20 protein-coding genes are annotated in these 22,382 nt (G+C 69.4%); 5 read left to right on the plus strand and 15 right to left on the minus strand.

From position 1 onward, the window contains the following. Positions 1-74: 74 nt before the first annotated feature. The 3 genes from B2U11_RS02520 to B2U11_RS02530 all read right to left on the minus strand — a co-directional run bounded on the left by B2U11_RS02520 (position 75) and on the right by B2U11_RS02530 (position 3,071). Entirely contained in the window at positions 75-740 is a 666-nt protein-coding gene (locus B2U11_RS02520) for a DUF4893 domain-containing protein (protein WP_292069709.1), read from the minus strand. Between the two features lie 39 nt (positions 741-779). Further along, positions 780-2,045 carry an ATP-binding protein gene (locus B2U11_RS02525; RefSeq protein ID WP_292069712.1) on the minus strand — a complete coding sequence of 422 codons (1,266 nt, stop codon included), beginning with the start codon at positions 2,043-2,045 and terminating at the stop codon, positions 780-782. An 87-nt stretch (positions 2,046-2,132) separates the two neighbouring features. Continuing rightward, positions 2,133-3,071 (minus strand): DUF4167 domain-containing protein, encoded by a 939-nt coding sequence (locus B2U11_RS02530; RefSeq protein ID WP_292069715.1) that lies wholly within the window; start codon positions 3,069-3,071, stop codon positions 2,133-2,135. A 361-nt stretch (positions 3,072-3,432) separates the two neighbouring features. On the opposite strand from B2U11_RS02530, the gene B2U11_RS02535 reads away from it, so the two are divergent. Further along, entirely contained in the window at positions 3,433-4,662 is a 1,230-nt protein-coding gene (locus tag B2U11_RS02535) for an NAD-dependent epimerase/dehydratase family protein (RefSeq protein ID WP_292069718.1), read from the plus strand. Between the two features lie 19 nt (positions 4,663-4,681). Next, the gene (locus B2U11_RS02540) at positions 4,682-5,575 is read left to right on the plus strand and encodes an SDR family NAD(P)-dependent oxidoreductase (protein WP_292069721.1); all 894 of its coding nucleotides are present in this window, start codon (positions 4,682-4,684) and stop codon (positions 5,573-5,575) included. Positions 5,576-5,691: 116 nt separating this feature from the next. On the opposite strand, the gene B2U11_RS02545 is transcribed toward B2U11_RS02540, so the two are convergent. Beyond that, entirely contained in the window at positions 5,692-6,303 is a 612-nt protein-coding gene (locus B2U11_RS02545) for a DUF1134 domain-containing protein (protein WP_292069724.1), read from the minus strand. A 468-nt stretch (positions 6,304-6,771) separates the two neighbouring features. On the opposite strand from B2U11_RS02545, the gene B2U11_RS02550 reads away from it, so the two are divergent. Then, positions 6,772-8,688 carry a DUF3857 domain-containing transglutaminase family protein gene (locus B2U11_RS02550; protein ID WP_292069726.1) on the plus strand — a complete coding sequence of 639 codons (1,917 nt, stop codon included), beginning with the start codon at positions 6,772-6,774 and terminating at the stop codon, positions 8,686-8,688. Between the two features lie 2 nt (positions 8,689-8,690). On the opposite strand, the gene pheT is transcribed toward B2U11_RS02550, so the two are convergent. The 5 genes from pheT to B2U11_RS02575 are packed head-to-tail and all read right to left on the minus strand — an operon-like array spanning position 8,691 to position 14,003. Further along, entirely contained in the window at positions 8,691-11,114 is a 2,424-nt protein-coding gene (pheT, locus tag B2U11_RS02555; RefSeq protein WP_292069728.1) for a phenylalanine--tRNA ligase subunit beta, read from the minus strand. Continuing rightward, complete coding sequence (locus B2U11_RS02560) at positions 11,111-11,503, minus strand: hypothetical protein (protein ID WP_292069730.1); 393 nt, start codon at positions 11,501-11,503, stop codon at positions 11,111-11,113. The genes pheT and B2U11_RS02560 overlap by 4 nt, the downstream gene beginning before the upstream one ends. Next, a complete protein-coding gene (locus tag B2U11_RS02565; RefSeq protein WP_292069732.1) occupies positions 11,500-11,892 on the minus strand; it encodes a hypothetical protein in 393 nt (130 codons plus the stop codon). The genes B2U11_RS02560 and B2U11_RS02565 overlap by 4 nt, the downstream gene beginning before the upstream one ends. 8 nt (positions 11,893-11,900) lie before the next feature. Further along, positions 11,901-12,977, minus strand: coding sequence for a phenylalanine--tRNA ligase subunit alpha (gene pheS / locus B2U11_RS02570; protein ID WP_292069734.1), 1,077 nt, complete (start codon positions 12,975-12,977; stop codon positions 11,901-11,903). A gap of 48 nt (positions 12,978-13,025) precedes the next feature. Further along, positions 13,026-14,003 (minus strand): polysaccharide deacetylase family protein, encoded by a 978-nt coding sequence (locus tag B2U11_RS02575; RefSeq protein WP_292069736.1) that lies wholly within the window; start codon positions 14,001-14,003, stop codon positions 13,026-13,028. Between the two features lie 160 nt (positions 14,004-14,163). Between B2U11_RS02575 and B2U11_RS02580 the strand changes: the two genes are divergently transcribed. Next, positions 14,164-15,774: an ATP-binding protein gene (locus B2U11_RS02580; RefSeq protein ID WP_292069738.1), complete on the plus strand. Its 1,611-nt coding sequence runs from the start codon at positions 14,164-14,166 to the stop codon at positions 15,772-15,774. Positions 15,775-16,019: 245 nt separating this feature from the next. Here the strand turns inward: B2U11_RS02580 and rplT are convergent, their stop codons facing one another. The 5 genes from rplT to B2U11_RS02605 form a co-directional block, all read right to left on the minus strand. Next, a complete protein-coding gene (gene rplT / locus B2U11_RS02585; protein WP_249749273.1) occupies positions 16,020-16,373 on the minus strand; it encodes a 50S ribosomal protein L20 in 354 nt (117 codons plus the stop codon). Between the two features lie 106 nt (positions 16,374-16,479). Further along, on the minus strand, positions 16,480-16,677 hold the full coding sequence (gene rpmI / locus B2U11_RS02590) for a 50S ribosomal protein L35 (RefSeq protein ID WP_250201945.1): 198 nt from the start codon (positions 16,675-16,677) through the stop codon (positions 16,480-16,482). Positions 16,678-16,853: 176 nt separating this feature from the next. After that, positions 16,854-18,830 carry an alpha/beta hydrolase family protein gene (locus tag B2U11_RS02595; protein WP_292069747.1) on the minus strand — a complete coding sequence of 659 codons (1,977 nt, stop codon included), beginning with the start codon at positions 18,828-18,830 and terminating at the stop codon, positions 16,854-16,856. Positions 18,831-18,961: 131 nt separating this feature from the next. Then, on the minus strand, positions 18,962-19,483 hold the full coding sequence (infC, locus tag B2U11_RS02600; RefSeq protein WP_250201944.1) for a translation initiation factor IF-3: 522 nt from the start codon (positions 19,481-19,483) through the stop codon (positions 18,962-18,964). Positions 19,484-19,609: 126 nt separating this feature from the next. Next, entirely contained in the window at positions 19,610-20,581 is a 972-nt protein-coding gene (locus B2U11_RS02605) for a glycosyltransferase family 9 protein (RefSeq protein WP_292069750.1), read from the minus strand. Between the two features lie 71 nt (positions 20,582-20,652). On the opposite strand from B2U11_RS02605, the gene B2U11_RS02610 reads away from it, so the two are divergent. Then, positions 20,653-21,393, plus strand: coding sequence for an alpha/beta fold hydrolase (locus B2U11_RS02610; protein WP_292069752.1), 741 nt, complete (start codon positions 20,653-20,655; stop codon positions 21,391-21,393). On the opposite strand, the gene prmC is transcribed toward B2U11_RS02610, so the two are convergent. After that, positions 21,390-22,307: a peptide chain release factor N(5)-glutamine methyltransferase gene (gene prmC, locus B2U11_RS02615; protein ID WP_292069755.1), complete on the minus strand. Its 918-nt coding sequence runs from the start codon at positions 22,305-22,307 to the stop codon at positions 21,390-21,392. The two genes, B2U11_RS02610 and prmC, sit on opposite strands and share 4 nt — an antisense overlap. Between the last annotated feature and the right edge of the window lie 75 nt (positions 22,308-22,382).

Below are 22,382 nucleotides of genomic sequence, written 5' to 3' on the forward strand. Positions count from 1 at the left end.
GGGCCAGCATCAGGGCCAGGGCCAGACCGGTCGGCCCCGCCCCGGCGACGGCGATGTCGCGCGGCCCCGTCAGCTCAGGTCGCCGGGCGCAGTTCGATCAGGTCGAGATTGGACTCGTTGCGCGGCCAGGGCAGGACCAGACGCCAGCGGGCCTCGCCGATCCGTTCCAGCACGGCCACGAGGTCGCGCTCGGGATTGCGGCCGTAGGAGTTGGCGGCGGCTTCCTGCGCCAGGGCCATTGAGCCCAGCATCACCATCTCGCGGTCGTTCTCGGGGAACAGCAGGCCCGAGGGGCGTTGCGATCCGGTCAGTTTGACGAACTTCAGGCCCTGGGCGGTGGTCTCGATGCGGCAGGCGAACCAGCCATAGACGACGTAACCCAGCCCGTCCTCGCCGCCCTGCGAGCCCAGCTTGACGGTGCGGCAGCGATAGTCGCCGGCGGGCGGGAGGACGCCGGGCCGGGCGGCGTCGGGGTCGATCAGCTCGCCCAGGGCGGCCAGGTCGCCCGAGCCGGGCTGGCGGCGCGCCTGTTCCAGCGCCAGGCGCCAGGCGGCGTCGCGGCGCTGATAGCGGTCGCGATCCGCCGTGGTCACGATCCCGCGCCAGTCCCTGAGCACCGCGCCGGACGATCCGCTGACGCCTGGCGGCGGCGGCGGCGGCGGGGGAGGCGGCGGAGTGGCGCACGCGGCGACGAGCGCCAGCAGCAGCGGGATCGGGAGATGCCGGGCGGGGGGGCGCATGGTGCCTCCGTTCGTCGGGCCTTGCGGCGGAAGTCCTCCTTAGGCCTCGCGCGCGGCCTCCGCGTCAAGGGCGCGCTCCGCCTGCGAGGCGCGGGACGACAAGGCGGCCAGGGTCTCGGCCAGGGCTTCCAGGTCGAGCGGTCGGGTCAGCAGGGCGTCGAAGCCGGCCGCCGCCAGCGGGGCGGACGCTCGGGCGGGCGCGCCGGCCTCGGTCAGGGCGACGACCGGGACGAAGACCGTCGCCGGATCATCGGCCATCCGTCGCCGCAGCCGCCGGGCGGCGCCGGGCGTGGGGGCGGCGTCGACCAGCACCACGTCCGGCCGCAGCGCCTGGGCCAGAGACAGGGCCGCCTCGGGCGTCTCGGCGACCTGCAGGCTGAAGTCCATGCGACCGGCGACGTGGCGCAGCAGGGCGATCTCGGCCGGTTCCGATCCGGCGTAGAGCGCCAGCCGGATTCGGGGGCGGGGCGTGGCGGCGTCGGCCGCCGGCAGGCTCAGCCGCAGGGCCGATCCCTGGACGGTGCGGACCGGCTTCAGGTCGCCGCCCATCGATTCCGCCAGACGCTGGACGGCGCCGAGGCCCAAGCCGGGGCGCAGCCGGCCCTCCGCGTCGACGGCGTCGATCAGCGACCGGGGGCGGCCAGGCGGGGTCCGGGTGGTGCGCGTCAATTCGATGCGGTCCTCGCGCCGTTCGACATCCAGACGCACGGCGTCGCCAGGGGCGGCGTGGCGCAGGGCGTCGTCGATCAGGGCGCGCAGGGCGGCTTGGACCCGCTGGGGATCGGCCTGGGCGCACAGGCCGGCCGTGGGCGGGCCGCAGTCCAGCGCGACCCCCGCGGCCAGGGCGCGGCTGTGCAGGCCGTCGCAGGCGAGGCGCGCGGCCAGCCGCAGGTCGATGCGCCGGGGGGCGGCCGGGGGCGACGGGCGATGGGCGTCGGAGAAGGCGGCCGCCTCGTCCATGCGTCCGGTCAGTTCGGCGGCGGCGCGGACCATCTCGCGCGCGGCCTGCGCCTGGCGCGGACTGAGCGGGTCGGACCCGGCGTTGATCTCGAGCAGTTGGGCGAAGCCGGACAGGGTGTGAAGCGGCCCCCGCAGGTCCCGCAACAGGGCCAGAAGGAAGGCCGTGCGGGCCGTCGCTTCGTTCGCCAGACGGTCGCGATCGCGTTCGGTCGCGGCCAGGGCCTGGGTCAGGGTCTGGATCAGGGTCTGCGTCGGGGCGGCGGCTTCGGCCGGGTTCGGCCCGCCTCGGGCGGCGCGGCGGCCCGAGCGGATGCGACCTCGCGACAGGCTCCAGAACGCAACCATCGACAGCCTCCCTCGCGCCTGACGTCAGGCGATCCAGGATTGCGCGCAAGGATTGCGTTTCGGTGAAGACGCCAGTCTGGGTTGCGTTCAGCCGTCGCTGTCGGCGACCTCGGTCTTGCGGCGCGGCGCGCGACGACGGGGCGCGGGCTCGCCCTCGGCGGCGGCCCCGGTCGATACGGGCGCGCGGGTCAGGAAGCCGGGCAGGGCGGCGGGCGCGTCGTCGTCGGACGAAGCGGCGGCGGCCGGACGGCGACCGCGGCGGGGACGCTCGACCGGCGCGTCCTCGCGGGCGGGCGACGGCGCGTCGCCGGCGGTATCCGATTCCGACGCCTGGGCCGGGGCGGCGGGCGTCGCGGCGGGCTGATCCGAAGCGGAGGCGTCGCGCGTGTCGGCCCGGCCGTCGGTCGACCCATCGGCCTGATCGTCGGACGCGGTCTCGAAGCGGCGGTTGCGTTCCTCGCGGCGGCGTTCCCACCGCTCGCGGCGGCTTTCGCGCCGACCGCCCTCGCCCTCGGCGCGGGGTTCGCGGTCCTCGCCGCCTTCGCGGTTCTGGTCACGATTCTGGTCGCGGTCGCGGTTCTGATCCCGGTCGCGGTTCTGGTCGCGCTGCTCGGCGCGTTCGGCCGCTTCCTGGGCCTGACGCTCAGCGGCCTGCTGGGCGGCCAGGAAGGCGGCGGCCTGGGCGCCGGATTCATCCTCGAAGTCGATGTCGAAGCCCTGGTTCGACAGTTCGCGCGCGGCGATGTCGGAGAAGGACCGCTGGGGCTGCAGCGCGCGCAGGACGCGGTAATAGTGTTCGGCGTGCTGCTGGTAGTTCTCGGCCAGGACGCGGTCGCCGGACGAGGCGGCGTCGCGCGCCAGCTGCTGATAGCGCTCGTACACGGTCTGGGCGTTGCCGCGGACCTTGATGTTCTCGGGCCCTTGCGAGTCCCAGGACCGGTTGGGATTGGCGTTGTTCGCGTTGTTCGCCCCCGCCTTGTTGCGGTTGCGTCCACGCTGACGCTTCATGCCCTTGAAATCTCTCATTCGCGCTACCGTGTGCAGGGGCGGAAGGCCGGGTCGTCGAGAGCCGGGTTCCGTCCGTTTCGTCGTTCCGTCTCGCTCGGGGCCGATCCCCGATTGTCGATGTGTTCGGAATGCCGTCGTCGCCCGATGGTGCGCCGGCCCTTTGCGGGGCCGACCGTCATATCGCCTCAAGACGCGGACAGTCGGGCGCGTGACCCGCAAGGCTGCGTTTGAGTGGGAGACAGCGATGACTTAGCGTGTGCGTCGGCGCTTTCCAAGGGGTATTCGACGCAAGCGCGTCCCGGCTGCGTCAACCGCTGCGCTTTGCCGTGCGGCCTCTGGTGCGTTAGGCAGGGGCGCGATCCGGTTGAAAGGCTTCCCCATGCGTGTCCTGGTTCTCGGCGGAGACGGCTTTTGCGGCTGGCCCACGGCGTTGCACCTGTCGGCGCGCGGGTGGGACGTGACGATCGTGGACAATCTGAGCCGGCGCAACATCGACAACGAGCTGGAAGTCCAGTCGCTGACGCCGATCCGCACCATGGGCGAGCGGATCAAGGCCTGGAAAGCGGTCTCGGGCCGCGACATCGGCTTCGTCAACATGACCGTGGGCAAGGAGTTCGACCGGCTGGTCGCCCTGATCCGCGACCTGGCGCCCGACAGCGTGGTGCATTTCGCCGAGCAGCGCGCGGCCCCCTATTCGATGAAGTCGGCGCGGCACAAGCTGTACACCGTCGACAACAACATCAACGCCACCAACCATCTGCTGGCCGCCATCGTCGAAAGCGGGCTGGACGTGCACCTGGCGCACCTGGGGACGATGGGGGTCTATGGCTACGGCACCGCCGGCCTGCGCATTCCCGAGGGCTATCTGAAGGTCACGGTCGACACCGACAACGGCCCGGCCGAGCAGGAAATCCTGTTCCCGCCGAACCCCGGCAGCATCTATCACATGACCAAGACGCAGGACGCCCTGCTGTTCCAGTTCTACGCCCGCAACGACAGCCTGCGCATCACCGACCTGCACCAGGGCATCGTCTGGGGCGCCCAGACCGAGGAGACGCGTCAGGACGAGCGGCTGATCAACCGCTTCGACTATGACGGCGACTACGGCACGGTGCTGAACCGGTTCCTGATGCAGGCGGCGGTCGGCTATCCGCTGACGGTGCACGGGTCGGGCGGGCAGACGCGGGCCTTCATCCATATCCAGGACACGGTGCGCTGCGTCGAACTGGCGCTGAAGAACCCGCCGAAGCGCGGCGACCGGGTCAAGATCCTGAACCAGATGACCGAGAGCCGGCGGGTGCGCGACCTGGCCCGAATGGTCGCCGACATGACCGGCGCCGTGATCCACAACGTGCCCAATCCGCGCCAGGAGGCCGACGAGAACGAACTGGTGGTCGCCAACGACCAGTTCCGCGCGCTGGGCCTGAAGCCGATCACCCTGGCCGAGGGGCTGATGCAGGACGTGACCGAGATCGCCCGCCGCTACGCCGAGCGCGCCGACATGAGCCGCATCCCGTGCGTGTCGGCCTGGAACTGCGGCCGGGCCGAGGCGCTGAAACAGGACGCGCGGCCGCAACCGACGCAATCCGCCCGCGCCCTGTCCGCCTGATCCGAAGTCCGAGTTGTCCATGCCCGACGCCGCATCCGTCCCCTCCCTGCTGGTCTTCGGCGGCGGCTATCTGGGCCGGGCCGCGGCGCGCGAGGCGCTGCGGCGCGGGGGCCGGGCCGTGGCCACTTCGCGCGATCCCGAGCGGCGCCGGGCGCTGGAGGGCGAGGGGATCGCGGCGATCGACCCGGCCGACGCCGGGGCGTTGAAGACCGCGCTGGAAGCGGCCACGGCGGTTCTGGTGACGGCCGCGCCGGACGCGCACGGATGCCCCGGCCTGCGTGCGTTGGGGCCGCTGGCGGGCGACGCCTGGCCCGACTGGATCGGCTATGTCTCCTCCACCTCGGTCTATGGCGACCGGGCCGGCGGCTGGGTGTTCGAGGACGGGCCGCTGAACGCCGCCAGCCTGGAGGGCGCGCGGCGCGTGCGGGTCGAACGCGACTGGCTGGACGGGGCGCAGGGCATGGGCCTGACGCTGCAGATCTTTCGTCTGCCGGGCTTCTACGGGCCGGGCCGCAATGTGGTGGAGCGGCTGCGCGACGGCTCGGCGCGCCTGGTCAGGAAGCCCGGCCAGATCTTCAACCGCATCCATGTGGACGACGTGGTGTCGGGCCTGTTCGCCTCGATGGGCCGGCCGCGTCCCGGCGCCGCCTACAACCTGGTCGACGACGCGCCGTCGCCGGCGCACGAGGTGATGGAATGGGCGGCGGGGCGGATGGGCTTGCCGCGCCCGCCCGAGGTCGACCTGGACGACCCGACGGTCAGCGACGCGATGCGGCGCTTCTATCTGGACTCCAAGCGCGTCTCCAACGCCCTGGCCAAGGCCGAGCTGGGCTGGAGGCCGGCCTATCCGACCTATCGCGAAGGGCTGTCGGTCATCCTGGACGCCCCGCCGCCGCTGCGCCTGGCGGGGTGACGTCGCACCCCGGCCGCCCTCCCGCGCTCAAGCCGCGAGCGACCGCGTCGCGAGCATAGCGCCGAAAACGACCCCGCGCTCAAGCCGCGAGCGACCGCGTCGCGAGCATAGCGCGCTTAAAAGGGCAGCAGATTCCGCTGGCGGCTGTAGCTCATGGTGCCGACGTTGGCGCCCAGGCGCAGGCCGACGCCGGTGCGGATGGGGGCCAGGACGATGCCGTCCGCCTGCTGGTAGTTCACGCCCAGGCCGGCGACCAGATAGGCCGACCCCTCGACCCCCGGATAGCGGCGATAGATCATGTCGGGGTGGTACAGGCCATAGACCAGGGTGAAGACGCGGCTGGCGTTGCCGCCCCAGTCCCAGCCGATCGAGGCGCCCTGCCAGAACACCTCCTGCGAGGCGCTGAGATCCTTCATGTGCAGCGCGCCGCGGCCGTAGCGGGCGCCGACCACGACGGCGCCGGAGCCTTCCTCGCCCGCGATATAGGCGGTCGGACGGTCGCCCTGGTCGGCGAAGACGCGCTCGATGGCGCCGCCCACGACCTCGGCGGCGATGCCCAGCTCGCGCGAACCGGCCGCGACCAGTTCGTCGAAGGTGTAGGCCTGGGCGTTCTGATCCGAACGGATCGGATAGTTGGGATCGCGCGCCGGCACCGAGGCGCAGGCCGCCAGAGACGAGGCCCCGGCGGCGGTCGCGAGGCCGGAAAGGATCAGTTGGCGGCGATGCATGGAGGACGCTCCGAGAGGCGGCGAGGGGACGGCCGGCTGGCGCGCCGGTCTTCGCTGCACCGTCCCCGACCTTTGCGGCAGCCTTGCGGCTTCAAGGTTAACCGGACCTTACGGGGGCGAAGTCGATGGACGCCTTTGGGATTTTGCATTCGACCCGCGCAGGTCTGCATCTTTGTTTAGGGCGCCGACGCCCGGCCGCCAACCGACACCGATCATTGGACCTTCGACGGGAAGGCGCGCGTCGCGAGCGATCGGCGCGTCGCCGTAATCGCCTTTTCCTTGCAACTGAGGCAATCACGCCTTGCAAGCCGGAGCGCTCCCGCCACAATGGCGCGAAGCGGAAGGGGTAAGGCGGTGCGTGTCTCGGCAACGATTCTGGCGTCTATTTTTGTCGCGAGTTCTGCATACGCGCAGTCCTCACAAGTCCTTCTAGGTCCCGCTCCCCCGTGGATTACGCCCTCGACGCCGATGTCCACTCCAGAAAACGTCAGCGGCCCGCTGTTCGTCCGTCGCCAAGATGTGGAAATTCACCTCAGCGACAAGGGGCTGGCGCGGTACCTCGGCTATCGCATCAAAATTCTGCAATCGAGCGCTCTGCAGTTTGGCAATATATCGATTGTCTGGAACCCAAGCTCCGATGCGCCCATCGTTCATGAAATCAAGCTGTTTCGCGATGACCAAGTCATCGATGTTCTCAAAGACTCATCCTTTGAAGTGCTCCGTCGCGAAGACCGGCTGGAAATGGCGGTCCTCGATGGAACGCTGACGGCGATCCTTCGCATCCCCGACCTGCGGGTGGGCGACGAACTAGAGGTGAGTCTAACCACTTTCGCGAACGACCTGACACTAGGCGAGAACCAATCCGGCCTTCTGGTCCTCACCCCAAGCCCGTCGCCCGGCCGGTACCGCCTGGGATTGAGTTGGGATCAGGGCCAGAAGCCCGACTTAAAGATGACCGAAGACATGGCCGCGGCGATGACGGCGGGGGAGCGCGCAATCGATTTTCGCTTCGACAATCCGGCTGGCCTTTCGCCGCCGAAGGACGCGCCGGCGCGCTACCAGTGGCAACGCGTCGTGGAGTATACTGACTTCGCCGACTGGGCGACCATTTCGCGGCATTTCGCGCCCCTCTACGAGAGAGCCGCAACGCTTGGCGCCAATTCCGCGATCAAGCATGAGGCCGACCGCATCGCTGCGGCGCAAACGACGCCTTTCGATCGCGCGAGCGCCGCATTGAAGCTGGTTCAGCAGGACGTGCGATACATCTATGTGGGCCTCGATGGCCAAAATCTGACACCTGCCTCGGCCGATGAGACCTGGCAGCGCCGCTATGGCGACTGCAAGGGAAAGACCACGCTGCTGCTGGCGCTGCTTCGCGAGCTGGGAATCGAGGCGGAGGCTGTGCTTGTGAATGCAAGCGGCGCGGATGACGGCCTCGATCAGCGTTTGCCGGTCCCGCAATATTTCGATCATGTGCTTGTTCGCGCCCACATCGAAGGGACCGACTATTGGCTCGACGGCACGCTCCCGCCGGTGGCGGGGCCGAGCGCCCGCCCGGTGTTCCCCGTGAAATGGGTTCTGCCGCTCACCGAGCGAGGCAGCGACCTCCAGGAAATCGCATGGCGACCCGCGACCACGCCTGACGAAATAAACTTGTATGAGATCGACGCGCGCGCTGGCTTTGACGAGCCGGCGCGGGTCATATCGACCGAAATTGTTCGTGGTGTCGAGGGCCTGCAGAAGCAGGTGCAATTCTCCGCCGTATCGGCCGGACAGTTGTTGGATGTTTTTCGTCAGCGAGCCATCGGCGATTTCTGGCAGACCATAGACGATGTTCAGTGGCGCTATGATCAAGACGCAGGCGCCAGCATACTGACGATCAAGGGCACCAGGATGATCGACTGGGATGAGGGCGGCCGTGGAGCGAAGTCGCTGACGCTTCCAGGCGGCGGATTCAATCCGCCCCAGCGACGCGTCCGGGCGGCGGATCAGGACCAGACTGCGCCTTTCTACACCGAGCCGAAATACACCTGCCACGTCACGACCGTACGACTGCCAAGCTCAACCCAGGCGAATCAGTGGTCGTCGAATTCGAGCTTCAGTACGCGATTGTTCGGGCGGAGTTACTACCGCGCATGGGCGCTGCGCGATGGCTCCATACGCATGGTCAGTGGGTCGCGGGTTGACCAGCCGGAAATCGACGCAAGCACCGCGCGGCGTGACAACGAACGGATTGCTGCGTTCGACAACAGCATGGGCCGGATATCGTTCAATCCCTCAAGACGAAGGGCGGCTGTTGGCGACGGGGAGCCCGTTCCCGCCACCTACGACATCGACTGGACGGCTGACGACGTGCCGTGTCTGTCTCCAGCAGAAGGCGGTTAGCCTCACGCTCGCAGCCGTCCGCCCTGTTTCTCGACCGCCGCGACGACCTTGGCGGTCAGGGCCTCGATCTCGGCGTCGGTCAGGGTGGCCTGGCGGGGCTGGAGGACGACTTCCAGGGCGACGGACTTGAAGCCGTCGTCCACGCCCTTGCCGCGATAGACGTCGAAGACGCGCACCTCGGCGATCAGGGCCTTGTCGGCGCCGGCGGCCGCGCGGACCAGGTCGCCCACCGGCTTCAAGTCCTCGACCACGAAGGCGAAGTCGCGGGTCAGCGGCATCAGGGTCGCCAGGTCGGCCGGGCCGCGCGCCTTGGATCCCTTGCCGCGGGGTTCCGGCACGTTGTCCAGCACGATCTCGAAGGCCAGCATGGGGCCGTCGGCGTCCAGCGCCTTCAGCACGCGCGGATGCAGTTCGCCGAACTCGACGATGACGTTCTTCGGCCCCAGCTGCAGGCGGGCCGAACGGCCGGGGCGCCACCAGTCGCGGTTCGACCCCTGCGCCAGCTGCAGCGAGGCGACCGGCGCGCCGATCTCTTCCAGCAGGGTGGTCAGGTCGCCCTTCAGCGCGAACAGCGGGTCCTCGCCCGCCCCGGCCCAATGGCGCGCGGCGTGGGGCGCGACCAGGGCGGCGATGACGGTGCGCTGGTCCTTGGGCCCGTCGCCCAGATAGATGGGGCCGATCTCGAACAGGGCGGCGTCGGCGAAGCCGCGCGCGGCGTTCCTCGCCGCCGCCTGGATCAGGTTCGGCAGGGCCGAGGGCCGCATGCAGTCCAGGTCGGCCGCGATGGGGTTCTCCAGCACCAGCCTCTCATCCCCGCCGCCGAACAGGGCCGCGGTCGATTGCTTGGTGAAGGACCAGGTGACCGCCTCGGCGTAGCCCAGGGCCGCCAGGGCCCGGCGCGCGGTTCGCACGCGGGCCTGGCGCGCATTCAGCACCCCGCCGGCGGGGCGGGCGACGGCGGGCAGGGCCGTATCGGGCAGGCGGTCGAAGCCCTCGATGCGGGCGACCTCTTCCACCAGGTCGGCGGGGCCGTCCACGTCGCGGCGGAAGGACGGGGGGGTGACGATCCAGGGCTCCTTCTGGTCCGGCCCGCCTTGGGTGACCAAGAACCCCAGCTGGCCCAGGATGGTCCCGATGCGGTCGTCGGCCAGGTCCATGCCGGTCAGCCGCTTCACATGGGCCGGATCGAAGGCGATCGGCGCCGGATTGGCGGGCGGCTCGCCGACATAGACGATCTCGGACGGCTCGCCGCCGCACAGGTCCAGGATCAGGCGGGTCGCCAGCTCCAGCCCCGGCGTGACCGAGGCCGGATCGACGCCGCGCGCGAACCGGTACTGGGCGTCGGAGTGGAGGGCGTGGACACGGCCGGTCTGGGCGATGACCAGCGGCTCGAACCAGGCGCTTTCCAGGAAGACGTCCGTGGTGTCGTCGTCGCAGCCGGTGGACTCGCCGCCCATGACGCCGCCCAGGCCGATGGGGCGCTCGCCCGCCGCGTCGGCGATGACGCAGTCGGCGGGCTGGACCGCGTAGGTCTTGCCGTCCAGGGCGATCAGATGTTCGGCCTCGCCGGTCTGGGCCGAGACCTGACCGGCGCGGACCACGATCTCGGCGCCTGACAGCTTGGCCAGGTCATAGACGTGCAGCGGGCGCGCGCGGTCGTAGGCGATCAGATTGGTGACGTCGACCAGCCGGTTGATGGGGCGCAGGCCGATGGCGGTCAGGCGCTTCTGCAGCCAGGCCGGCGACGGGCCGTTGCTGACGCCCCGGATCACGCGGCCGGCGAAGACCGGGCACATCTCGGGCGCCTCGATCCGCACCGAGACGGGCGAGGGGAAGGCGCCGCGCACCACGGCGATGTCGAAATGCTTGAGCTTGCCGACGCCGGCGGCGGCCAGGTCGCGGGCGATGCCGGTCACGCCCAGCCAGTCGGGGCGGTTCGGGGTGACCTCGAAGTCGATGACCGGTTCGGCGCCGAACAGGCCGGCGACCGGGGTTCCGACCGGAATCTCGGGCGGCAGCTCCTGGATGCCGTCGCTGTCGTCGGCCAGCTCCAGCTCGGCGGCCGAGCACAGCATGCCGTTCGACACCACGCCGCGCACCGGCTTTTCGACCAGGGTCACGCCCAGGCCGGGCACATAGGCGCCGATCGGGGCGTAGATGGTGGTCAGGCCCGCGCGTGCGTTCGGCGCGCCGCAGACGATCTCCTTCATGCCGTCGACGGTGTCGACCTGGCAGACCTGCAGCCGGTCGGCGTTGGGATGACGCTCGGCCGAGACGATCCTGGCCACGGTGAAGGGCGCCAGCTTGGCGGCGGGGTCCAGAACCTCCTCGACCTCCAGCCCGGCCATGGTCATGGCTTCGGCGACCTGATGAACGTCCGCCTCGGTCTCGAGGTGGTCCTTGAGCCAGGAAAGGGTGAACTTCATGCGGCCGGCCCTCCGACCGTGGCTTGAAACTGAGCCAGAAAATCGGGCGTCCCCGTAAACCCGACCATGAAGAAGGCGCTGTCGCGGAAGACGCAGTCCTTGAACGGCATCACGCCCACGACCTTCTGCGGACCGATCGGCGAGAGCAGAAGATTGCGTGTATCACCCCCCGCCTCACCCATGTTGCACCCGGAGAAACTGCATCCCGAAACAGGCAGAAGCACTGCGGGGCCTTCGAAACGGCACCGAACGAACGTCTTGCCTTCGATGATCGAAGACCCGGTCCTGGCATGTTCCGCGAACAACTGCGGCAACCAGATCGAGACATCTTCATAGACGGGGCCCGGGCCGATGAGGGTAAGGGCGGGGAGAGGCGAAGCCGTCATCATTCGGCTCCGGCCGTCACGGCGGCTCGTATGTCTTGAAGGAACTGATCGGCGCCGGTGAAGCCTATGGCGAAGAAGTTGCAGGATTCGAAACGGCAGTTCCCCACGGGAATGGCGCCCGTAACGGTTCGCTGGCTAAGCGGCTGCAACAACAGACTGGCGACATCTCCGCCGGTGTCGCCGAAATGGCAGCCGTCGAAGGCGTTGCCGCCCAGAGCGAGCAGAACAGAAGGTCCGTCAATCCGGCAGTGTCTGAACGTTTTGCCCATGATCGCGGTCTTTCCCTTCGCCGCCGCCTGGCGGTACAGCAAGTAGAGCGGGATGATCATGCCTTCATAGACTTCACGGTCAGCCAAGTCGGCGGGGACGTGAGTCATCGGAAATTCGGTCATGAAAAGTCTCAGCTAAGACCTGAAGCAGGATTGGGGGCCGCAAAGGCCGAAAAGCCGTAGTGCGCCAGCCAGCGGGTGTCGGCGTCGAACATGGGGCGCAGGTCGGGGATGCCGTACTTCAGCATGGCCAGGCGGTCGACGCCCATGCCGAAGGCGAAGCCCTGCCATTCGTTCGGGTCCAGGCCGCAGGCGGTCAGCACGTTCGGATGGACCATGCCGCAGCCCAGGATCTCCAGCCAGTCGTCGCCGGTGTTGAACACCAGCTGGCCGCCGGACCGGTCGCAGCGGATGTCCATCTCGGCCGACGGCTCGGTGAAGGGGAAGTGGTGCGGCCGGAAGCGCGCCTGGACCTCGTCCAGTTCGAAGAAGCGGCCGATGAAGGTTTCCAGCGTCGTCTTCAGGTGGCCCATGTGGACGTCGCGGTCGATCACCAGGCCTTCGATCTGGTGGAACATCGGCGTGTGGGTGGCGTCCGAATCCTTACGGAAGGTGCGGCCCGGCGCGATGATGCGGATCGGCGGCTGCTGGCTCATCATGGTGCGGACCTGCACCGGGCTGGTGTGGGTGCGCAGCACCTTGCGCTCGCCCGTCTCGGGATCCGGCTTCAAGAAGAAGGTGTCGTGCATCTCCCGCGCCGGATGCTTGGGCGGGAAGTTCAGGGCGGTGAAGTTGTGGAAGTCGTCCTCGATGTCCGGGCCTTCGGCGACGGCGAAGCCCATCTCGGCGAAGATGGCGACCATCTCGTCCATCACCTGCATGGTCGGGTGGACCCCGCCCTTGCGACGCGGGCGCGACGGCAGGGTCAGGTCGATCCGCTCGGCCAGCAGGCGGGCGTCCAGTTCGGCGGCCTCCAGCTCGGCCTTGCGCGAGGCGATGGCGGCCGAGACGCGGTCGCGCAGGCCGTTGATGAGCGGGCCCTGCTCGCGCCGCGCTTCGGGGCTGAGCGCGCCCATGCCTTTCAGCAGGCCGGAGACGGAGCCGGACTTGCCGAGGGCGGCGACGCGCACCTCCTCCACGGCGGCGACGCTCCGGGCCGAGCCGATGGCGTTGATCAGGTCGAGTTCGAGTTGGGCGAGATCGGTCATTGGCGCCACGCCTTAGCGGGCGCGTGCGCGTTCGTCACCCTTGAAAGGTCAGGTTTCGGGGCCGGCGGCGAGGGCGGGCAGGTCGGCGGCCGGCGCCGCATAGGCCGCCTTGATCCAGCCGGGGGGCGCGGGTTCCCAACGGATCGTCTCGCCATCGGTGGCGCGCCAGCGATGCAGCCAGGAAACGCCTTTGGCGCGGACATAGGCGTCGGCGTGGTCGTAGATCGGGTCCTGCAGGACCGTCTCCAGCGGCTCGAAGCGGTAGCCGCGCGCCAGGAACAGGGCGTGCACCTGCGGATACCAGTCCCGGTTCAGGCTGTTGGCGTGCAGCAGCAGGACCTGCGCCGGCTCGCGCCCGCCGGTGATTTCGGCGCTGTAGGGTTCGAAATGGTCCAGCACCGTCGCCATGTGGGCGACATAGGCCTGTCCGACCCGACGCATCAGATCGGCGTCGCCCAGCGTTTCGGCCTTGCGATAGACGTCGGCGAACATCCAGTCGTTGTTGTCGATCGTCACCGGCGCGATGTCGTAGCCGCGCGCGGCCAGGCCCGCGGCGATGGCGTCGTGCTTGGCCGGGGTCTCGCCGGTGAAGAGATAGGGATGGCGGAACCAGTGCAGACGGCGGCCGCGCGCCCGGAGCGCCGCGCGCGTGATCGGGGCGCCGGCGTCGACGTCGGCCAGATAGGCCTCGGCGGTCGTCTGGTGGATGTCGATGTGATGGGCGGTGTGGTTTCCCAGGTCCAGACCCGCGGCCAGCCACAGATCCAGCAGCTTCGGCAGGGTCTCGGCGCGCACCGCAACGCAGACCTTGCCCTCGTTGACGAAGGCGACGGCGTGGGTGTCGAGCGGCGCCAGCATCGCCACGAAGGCCTTCGTCATTGCGGTCAGGGCCGCGGGATCGCACAGGGCCGCCGCGTCGGTCTGATAGGGCAGGTCGTCGAAGGTGACGGCCAGGCGCCGGTCCTGGGCCGCCGCGGGCAGGGCGAGCGCGACAGCGGCCAGGAGGGAAAGGGGGAGGGACTTCATGCGAACGACCCTAAGGCCGCGGAGCCGGAGAAGGAAATCGCTTCGGGATTTCGTCCGCTGCCTGACGATCTGTCGAAAACCCGCCGCGAAAGGTTCACGAACGGCAAAGCCGGCGTTAAATTTCAACGGCTAGACGGCCCTTCGAACAGGGAGGGCCCGGATGCCGCTGATCGGTGATTTCGTCGACATGATCCCGCCTCTGGACCTGGGCACGCCCGGGGCCGAGGTCTTCGAGCGATTCCAGGCCGAGCCCAACACCCTGGCGCTGGCCGTTGTGGACGGCGACGGGCGCCCGGTCGGCCTGATCGAGCGAAACGCCTTCACCCTGAGGATGGCCGCCGAGTTCGGCCGCGCCCTCTATGCGCGCAAGCCCGTCGAGAGCCTGATGGACCGCGACCCGCCGATCGCGGAGGCCGCCACCAGCGCCGAATCCTTCTTCGAGGCCTATGGGGCGGCGGAACTGGGCGCGCTGCTCAGCGGCTTCATCGTGGTGTCGCGGGGCCGCTACGTCGGCGTGGGCACGGCGCTGCAGATCGTTCAGGCCGGGGCGGCCGTCCACCGCCAGCGCGCCGAGGCCATGAGCGCCCTGGCCCGGGACCTGGCCCTGGCCGAGGCCGAGGCCGTCGCCTCCAGCCGCGCCAAGTCGGAGTTCCTGGCGGTGATGAGCCACGAGATCCGTACGCCGCTGAACGGGGTGCTGGGCGTCGCCGCCCTGATGGAGAAGAAGCTGGAGCAGGAGGAACTGCGCCCCTACGTCCGCACCGTCATCGATTCCGGCCAGAGCCTGCTGCGGCTGCTGACCGACGCGCTGGATATGTCGCGCGCCTCGGCGGGGATGCTGACGCTTGAGGAGGAGCCGCTGGACCTGATGGTGCTGGCCCGCGACATCGACGCCCTGTGGCGCGCCCGCGCCGAGGAAAAGAGCCTGGCGCTGCGGATCGAGACGGACCTGCCGGACGCGGGCTGGGTCCTGGCCGACGGAATGCGGCTAAAGCAACTCCTGAACAATCTGATCGGCAACGCCCTGAAGTTCACCCGCGAAGGCGAGGTCGTGGCCGCGATCCGGCGTCGCCCCGACGCCGAGGGTCCGGCGGTCGAACTGACGGTGGACGACAGCGGCCCCGGCGTGCCGGCCGCCGCCGCGGCGACGATCTTCGAGCCGTTCAACACCGGCAAGGCCGGCCGCGAGGGCGCCGGCGCCGGGCTGGGCCTGGCCATCTGCCGCCAGATCGCCGAACGGATGGGCGGGACGATCCGTCTGTGCACCTCGCCTCAGGGCGGGGCGCGGTTCCAGGTGAGGCTGCCGCTGGCGGCCTGCGCCGCCGCCGCCGCCCCGGCCGCGACGCCGGCGGCCGAGCCCACGCCGCACGAGACGCTGCATGTCCTCGTCGTCGACGACAATGCGGCCAACCGCTTCGTGGCCGGCAAGCTGCTGGAGATGTTCGGCTGTTCGGCCGAAATGGCCGAGAACGGGGCCGAGGCGCTGGCCGCCGTCCAGGCCCGCGCCTTCGACCTGGTGCTGATGGACATCAAGATGCCGGTGATGGACGGCGTCGCGGCCGCCCGCGCCATCCGCGCCCTGCCGGGGCCCGAGGCGCGCCTGCCGATCCTGGCCCTGACCGCCAACGCCGACGAACGCGACGAGGCCGACTATGTCGCCGCCGGCATGAACGGGGTGGCGCAGAAGCCGATCCAGCCCGACGCCCTGCTGAACGCCATCCGCCTGGTCCTGGCCGTTGTCGAAGCCACCCCGGCGCAACAGGCCGCTTAGTGATCGTCATTCCGGGGCGTCCGCAGGACAAACCCGGAACCCAGGAGACGACGTCCGGCGCCCGATGCGTCCAACCACGCGACAGCCCCCTGGCTTCCGGGTTCCTCGCTCCGCTCAGCCCCGGAATGACGCTGAAAAGCTGCGCTCCAAAACGGACAACGCCCGCCCCGGAGACCGGAGCGGGCGTTGGATCTTTTTCCGTCCTGCGCGCGACGCGGTCGCTCGCGGCCTGAGCGGGCGAGGCTTTACGCCAGGGCGGCGCGGACCTTGTCGGCGACGGCCTTGAAGCCGGTCGCGTCGGCGGCGATCGCGGCCAGGACCTTGCGGTCCAGCTCGATGCCGGCCTTGCCCAGGCCGTGGATGAACTGGCTGTAGGTGAAGCCTTCAACGCGGGCGGCCGCGTTGATGCGCTGGATCCACAGGGCGCGGAAGTTGCGCTTCTTGGTGCGGCGGTCGCGATAGGCGTATTGCCCGGCGCGGTCCACGGCGGCCTTGGCCGTGCGGATGGTGTTCTTGCGACGGCCCCGGAAGCCCTTGGCCTGTTCCAGAACCTTCTTGTGCTTGGCGTGCGAGGTTACGCCACGTTTGACGCGAGCCATGATGTTAGTCCCTTCGGGAAGCCCCTCCGTTCGCTGCGCGGCAGCTCACGTCTTGAGGGGCGTCAGTTCAAATTCGATGCGGTGAGAAGAGGTCGAGCCCTGCGCCTTAGGCGTAGGGCATGTAGGACTTGATCTTCTTGGCGTCGGCGTCGGCCATGACGGCGGTGCCGCGGTTCTGGCGGATGTACTTGCTGTTGTGGCTGATCAAGCGGTGACGCTTGCCCGCCACGCCGGCCTTCACCTTGCCCGACGCGGTGAATTTGAAGCGCTTCTTGGCGCCCGACTTGGTCTTCAGTTTCGGCATTTCAGTCTCCTTGTCGGAGGGGCTACCGTCCTTCGGACTGCTTGAGCCCGTCGGGTGAGGCGTCCCTCCTGAGTTTGAGAACCGCCCAGGCATGCCTGTTCGCCCGGCGGTTCGGTACGCGAAGGCGCGGCTTCTACGCGAAGGCGTCCGCGAAGGCAAGCGGACTCGGTCGTGCTTCAATCGGGCGGATTGTGGGTCTCCAGAAACCGCACCATCTCCGCCAGCATCCGCTGGCGCGTCTCGGCGCGCGACATCCAGTGATCCTCGCCAGCCAGTTCGATCAGTTCGACCGGCTTGCCGGCGTCCCGCAGGGCGTTCGCCATGATCCGGCTCTGCTCGATCGGCACGACGGTGTCGTCGCGGCCGTGGATCAGCAGCATGGGCCCGTCGGCCGTCTGCGCCAGCCGGGCCGGAGACAGGGCGTCCAGCGCGCGATCGTTGAGCTTTTCGGCGCCCATGAAGCGGTTCCAGTAGCGCACGACCTGGCTGTCACGACGAGCCCCCTGGCTGGCTTCCCAACTGACCATGCGGCGCAGGTCCGACACGCCCCCCACCGAGACGGCGCAGCGATAGACGCCCTGGTCGAGCGTGGGCCCGGCCATGGCCGCATAACCGCCGTAGCTGGCGCCGACGATGCAGACGCGCTCCGGATCGACCCAGCCCTGTTCCGCCAGCCAGCGCACCCCGTCCGACAGGTCGGTCTGCATCTTGCGGCCCCATTCGCCGTAGCCCGCTTCCATGAACGCCAGGCCGTAGCCGGTCGAGCCGCGGAAGTTGGCCTGCAGCACGGCGTAGCCCCTCGACGCCAGGGCCTGTGCCCACCAGTCGAAGCCGATCACGTCCTGCGACGCCGGCCCGCCGTGGGCCAGAACCACCAGCGGCAAGCCCGCGGCCTTTTCGGCGCCGGGCGGCAGGGTGAGATAGCCGTGGATCTCCAGTCCATCGGCCGCCTCATAGCGGATGGACCGGGTCGCGCCGACCTGGGCGGCAGGAATGGCGGGGTAGGCGTCCGCCAGTATGTCGGCCACGCCCCGGTCGAAATCGACGATCTGGTACAGCCCGGATTCGCCGACGTCGGTGAACACGACCACCTTCTTCAGATCGTCGGTCCATGACACCAGTTGCGGCGCCTTGCTGGCGAAGGCGCGCTCGATCGCGGCCCAGCGCGCGCCCGTGGGGGCGTCGAGGAACTCATAGCGGACGCCGTCGTCCGCATTGCGCGCGCCGCCGACCAGGAGCCGGGTGCGCGGATGATGCACCAGGCTGTCGGGATGATGCTCGAACGGCAGTCGGGTCCATTCGCCTGTATCGACGTTCACCTCGAACAGCAGATAACCGGTCTCCGCGCCGGATCCGTCAACCGCGAGCTCCGGTCGGTGAGCGCTGACGATGATGGTTCGCGGCGTGCGCCCCATGCCGAGCAGGGCCGGCGTGTCGACCGGGGCGTCTATGGTCCAGGTCTCGCTGAAGCGGTTGCGGCTGACCGCCAGCTTCAGCGCCCAGCGACGGCGACGGTCGTCGTACTCGGCCGTGGCGATGACTTGGCCGTCGGCGTCCAGCACATAGTCGGAAACGTCCCAATCCATGTCGGTGACGGATCGCCCCCGACCGCTGGCGGGATCGACCCTATACAGGTCCACCCGGTTATTCCCCTCCACCGAAACACCGCGCACGAAGATCGCCTGGCCGTCATCCGTCGGCCGGACCGAAGCGGGGCCGTAGAGCACCGACAGCACCCCGTCGGTGCGGCTCAGAACCTGGGCGAACTTCCGCGTGCGAAGGTCCATGACGAGGCCGAAATAAAGCTCGCTCTTCGGCACCCCCAGGATGGGAATGGCGCGGGTCTGGGAGGTGACGATCAGGACGCGATCCTGGCCGATCCAGCGCAGATCGCGCACCTTCGCCTCGCCCACCACGGCGGCGGCCAGGTGCTCGCCGGTCGCCAAACGCGTGACCACCAGGGCGCGTTCCTCGCCCACGACGGTGATGCGCGCCATCAGCGCGCCCTCAGGCGATAGCTCCATGAACTCGATGGCCGGCATCGCACTGTAGGTTTCCAGCGGCGGCGGGTCGTCCGCCCACGCGCTCGCGGCCTGGCCGCCCAGCATCAGGACGACCGCGAGCGCGGCGCCCCTCGCACATCTGAAGATCATCCGACGCCCTCCCAAGCTTGACGACATTCAGACGATCTTTCCGCGCGTTGCAACCGTCACGTGCGATGATCGGCTAAAGAAAAACCCCGGCCGTTTCCGGCCGGGGCTGTTCGTCGGTCTGGAAGCGCCGCTTAGCGCGGGGCCAGGATCATGATCATCTGGCGGCCTTCCATCTTGGGCGCGAACTCGACCTTGGCGACTTCGTCGAAGTCGGCCTGGACCTTGTTCAGCAGCTTCATGCCCAGTTCGGGGTGCGCCATCTCGCGGCCGCGGAAGCGCAGGGTCACCTTGACCTTGTCGCCCTCCTCGAAGAAGCGCGTCATCGCCTTGGTCTTCACCTCGTAGTCGTGGGTGTCGATGTTGGGGCGGAGCTTGATCTCCTTCAGCTCCACGACCTTCTGGCGCTTGCGCTGCTCGGCCTTCTTCTTCTGTTCCTGGAAACGGAATTTGCCGTAGTCGAGGATCTTGGCCACGGGCGGGTCGGCGGTGGCGACGATCTCGACCAGATCCATGCCCGCCTCTTCGGCGGCCTCGAGGGCGGCGGAGGTCGGCATGACTCCCTGCTTTTCGCCGTTCTGATCGATGAGCAGAACGCGGGGGGAGCGGATTTCCTGGTTCATACGCGGCCCGTCCTTCACGGGCGGCGCTTGCATGGGACGGCGAATGGGCGTCGTTTCCTTATGTGGTCGATGAAGGCTTGCGTTTCGATGAGCGGAAGCGCGCGGTTGAGCGCCGCGTTCCCCTCAAGGCCGGCAATATGGCCGCGAAAGGCCGGATTTTCAAGGCGTCGTCGGGGTGGGGGACGCGCCGGCGACATATTGGTCGTGCAGCCGCAGCACGGCCTGGAAGACGTGATCGACGCTAAGATCCTCGATCGGCGCGAACTGGCCGCGCGTTTCGTTGGAGGCGACGGTCGCCGTCTTCGGTCCCCACGGCCCGTAGAGCCACCATTCGGTCGGGCCGAACAGGCCCAGCGTCGGCCGGCCCAGGGCCGCGGCGACGTGCATCAGGCCCGAATCGTTGCCGACGAACAGGGTCGCCCGGTCGATGGCGGCGGCCGAGGCCAGGATGTCGCCCTTGCCGACGAAGTCGATGGCGCGCGGCCCCGCGGCCTCCAGCGCCGGGGTCGCGGGCGGGCGGTCGCCGGGGCCGCCGACGGCCATGAAGCGCCAGCCGTGAAAGCGCGGTTCGGCCTTCAGCCTTTCGACCAGGGCGCCCCAGCGGTCGGCGGGCCAGCTCTTGCCCGGCTGGTGGGCGATGGGGGCAAGGGCCAGGATCGGGCCGGGGCCGGCGCCGCCTTCGAGTTGCGGGTCGATGACGGCGGCGGCCTCGGCCCGCGCCTGGTCGTCGAGGAAGATTTCGGGGTCCAGCGGCGTCGGGGAGCCCATCAGGCGCGACACCATCTCGACCTTGCGCAGGCCGGTTTCCCACGAGCGGTTGTAGATCACGCGCCGCTTGGCCGGCACCAGATAGGCCAGGGCCGAGCCGCGAATGTCGATGACCAGGTCCCAGCGCGTGCCGACCGCCTGCGTCCACAGGTCCAGCCAGTGTCCGGCCATCTTCTTCTTGTCCAGGACAAGGGTGCGGACCACGCTGGGCGCCGAGCGGAAGAAGGGCGCGGGCGGGCGGCCGCAGGCGACGGCGATCTCCGCGCCCGGAACCTGGCGCGCGATCTCGCGGATCACGCCCGACGAGATGACGCAGTCGCCGATGCGGTTGGAGGTGACGAACAGGACCTGGGGGGCGGACATGCGCCTGTGTTTCGCCATACAGGCGCGGGGTCAAGGGTGACGCGCATCGACAGACGCGGCACAAGGACGTCATGACCGACCTCCAGCACCTCTCCCGCCCCGACGGCGAAACGCTCGCCTTCAAGCGCGTCGACGGCGACGGCCCGACCGTCGTCTGGATCGGCGGCTTCCGCTCGGACATGGAGGGGACCAAGGCCCTGGCGCTGGACGCGGCGGCGCGCGAGCGGGGGTGGAACTTCGTCCGCTACGACCACTTCGCCCACGGACAATCTTCGGGCGACTGGAGGAAGGCCACGATCGGCCGCTGGCGCGAGGACGCCATCGCCCTGATCGACAGTCTGGACGGGCCGGTGATCCCGGTCGGATCGTCGATGGGCGGCTGGGTCGCCCTGCTGCTGGCGCTGGCGCGGCCGGAGCGCGTGAAGGGTCTGGCGCTGGTCAATCCGGCGCAGGACTTCACCGAACGGCTGATGTGGCCGGGTCTGGCCGATCACGAGCGCCAGGCCATCCTGCGCGAGGGCGAGACCCTGATCGTCGAGGAAGGGCTGGGCGAATACGTCCTGACCCGCGCCATGTTCGAGGAGGCGCGCGATTGGCTGCTGCTGGACGGCGCGATCGACCTGACCGCGCCGGTCCATGTGCTGCAGGGCCGCGACGACGACGTGGTGCCGTGGCGACACCAGATCGAACTGCTGGAGCGGCTGACGGGCGGCGACGCGCGGCTGGACCTGATCGCGGGCGGCGACCACCGCCTGTCGACGCCCGCCGACCTGGACCGTCTGGTCGCCACGGTCGAGGCGATGCGGGCTTAGGCTTCGGCCTGGGGGATCGGATTGACGCGAGGGTCGGGGCCGTTGGTGACGACGCGGTCGCGGTCGGCCAGGTCCTTGACCACCTTGACGTCGGCGAAGCCCGCCGCCTCGAACAGCGCCTTGACCTGCGGGCCCTGGTCCCAGCCGATCTCGACGGCGAAGACGCCGCCGGGTTTCAGGATGCGCATGACCTCGGGCGCCAGGTCGCGATACGCCTGCAGGCCGTCCGGCCCGCCGTCCAGCGCCAGATGCGGATCGTGGTCGCGCACCTCGGGGTCCAGACCGGCGATGTGGCCGGTCGGGATGTAGGGCGGATTGGACACCACCAGGTCGAAGCTGTGGTCGCCGAACCCGGCGGCCCATTCGGTGCGCAGGAAGGTGGCGCGGCCGTTCAGGTCCAGGTTGGCGGCGTTCTCGCGCGCCACCGCCAGGGCCTCCGACGAAATGTCGGAGCCGACGCCCGTCGCCGCCGTGCGTTCGCTGAGCAGGGCCAGCAGGATGGCGCCCGAGCCGGTGCCCAGGTCGATGACGCTGAACGCCTCGTGCGGGGCGAAGGCCAGGAGGGCCACGTCCAGCAGCGTCTCGGTGTCCGGGCGCGGGCTGAGCACGTCGGGCGTGACGTTCAGCATGATCTTCCAGAACCCCTTCCTGCCCAGGATGCGCGAGACCGGTTCGCGGCGCAGGCGGCGCTCGATCATCGCCTCATAGGCCTGGCGCTGGTCGTCGGCGACGGCGCGGTAGGGGTCGGTCAGGATGTCGGTGCGGCTGGCCCCGGCGGCCGCCTCCAGCAGCAGGCGCGCGTCGATGGCCGGGCTGTCGATGCGGCCGTCCTTCAGGCGAGCCTGGGCGGCCTTCCACACCGTCAGCAGGGTCGGAGTCGCGTCGGCGGGCTTGGGGGTCAAGGGGTCGGTCATGGGCGGGTGATTGGGGTTTCGCACGCCGGATTGCAAGCGCCGCGGAACGCGCGGGCGGGCTGGCCGTTGGCCTCG

The sequence above is a fragment of the Brevundimonas sp. UBA7534 genome (genome assembly GCF_002479325.1).
In the GTDB taxonomy this organism is placed as follows: domain Bacteria; phylum Pseudomonadota; class Alphaproteobacteria; order Caulobacterales; family Caulobacteraceae; genus Brevundimonas.

What these genes read in the sequence shown, in the direction of transcription:
- B2U11_RS02575 (WP_292069736.1), bottom strand. Translation starts at nt 14,003, where the DNA reads ATGAAGTCCCTCCCCCTTTCCCTCCTGGCCGCTGTCGCGCTCGCCCTG.
- prmC (WP_292069755.1), bottom strand. Translation starts at nt 22,307, where the DNA reads ATGACCGACCCCTTGACCCCCAAGCCCGCCGACGCGACTCCGACCCTG.
- B2U11_RS02520 (WP_292069709.1), bottom strand. Translation starts at nt 740, where the DNA reads ATGCGCCCCCCCGCCCGGCATCTCCCGATCCCGCTGCTGCTGGCGCTC.
- rpmI (WP_250201945.1), bottom strand. Translation starts at nt 16,677, where the DNA reads ATGCCGAAACTGAAGACCAAGTCGGGCGCCAAGAAGCGCTTCAAATTC.
- infC (WP_250201944.1), bottom strand. Translation starts at nt 19,483, where the DNA reads ATGCAAGCGCCGCCCGTGAAGGACGGGCCGCGTATGAACCAGGAAATC.
- B2U11_RS02580 (WP_292069738.1), top strand. Translation starts at nt 14,164, where the DNA reads ATGCCGCTGATCGGTGATTTCGTCGACATGATCCCGCCTCTGGACCTG.
- B2U11_RS02545 (WP_292069724.1), bottom strand. Translation starts at nt 6,303, where the DNA reads ATGCATCGCCGCCAACTGATCCTTTCCGGCCTCGCGACCGCCGCCGGG.
- B2U11_RS02595 (WP_292069747.1), bottom strand. Translation starts at nt 18,830, where the DNA reads ATGATCTTCAGATGTGCGAGGGGCGCCGCGCTCGCGGTCGTCCTGATG.
- B2U11_RS02535 (WP_292069718.1), top strand. Translation starts at nt 3,433, where the DNA reads ATGCGTGTCCTGGTTCTCGGCGGAGACGGCTTTTGCGGCTGGCCCACG.
- B2U11_RS02560 (WP_292069730.1), bottom strand. Translation starts at nt 11,503, where the DNA reads ATGATGACGGCTTCGCCTCTCCCCGCCCTTACCCTCATCGGCCCGGGC.
- B2U11_RS02530 (WP_292069715.1), bottom strand. Translation starts at nt 3,071, where the DNA reads ATGAGAGATTTCAAGGGCATGAAGCGTCAGCGTGGACGCAACCGCAAC.
- pheS (WP_292069734.1), bottom strand. Translation starts at nt 12,977, where the DNA reads ATGACCGATCTCGCCCAACTCGAACTCGACCTGATCAACGCCATCGGC.
- B2U11_RS02610 (WP_292069752.1), top strand. Translation starts at nt 20,653, where the DNA reads ATGACCGACCTCCAGCACCTCTCCCGCCCCGACGGCGAAACGCTCGCC.
- B2U11_RS02550 (WP_292069726.1), top strand. Translation starts at nt 6,772, where the DNA reads ATGTCCACTCCAGAAAACGTCAGCGGCCCGCTGTTCGTCCGTCGCCAA.
- rplT (WP_249749273.1), bottom strand. Translation starts at nt 16,373, where the DNA reads ATGGCTCGCGTCAAACGTGGCGTAACCTCGCACGCCAAGCACAAGAAG.
- pheT (WP_292069728.1), bottom strand. Translation starts at nt 11,114, where the DNA reads ATGAAGTTCACCCTTTCCTGGCTCAAGGACCACCTCGAGACCGAGGCG.
- B2U11_RS02565 (WP_292069732.1), bottom strand. Translation starts at nt 11,892, where the DNA reads ATGACCGAATTTCCGATGACTCACGTCCCCGCCGACTTGGCTGACCGT.
- B2U11_RS02605 (WP_292069750.1), bottom strand. Translation starts at nt 20,581, where the DNA reads ATGTCCGCCCCCCAGGTCCTGTTCGTCACCTCCAACCGCATCGGCGAC.
- B2U11_RS02525 (WP_292069712.1), bottom strand. Translation starts at nt 2,045, where the DNA reads ATGGTTGCGTTCTGGAGCCTGTCGCGAGGTCGCATCCGCTCGGGCCGC.
- B2U11_RS02540 (WP_292069721.1), top strand. Translation starts at nt 4,682, where the DNA reads ATGCCCGACGCCGCATCCGTCCCCTCCCTGCTGGTCTTCGGCGGCGGC.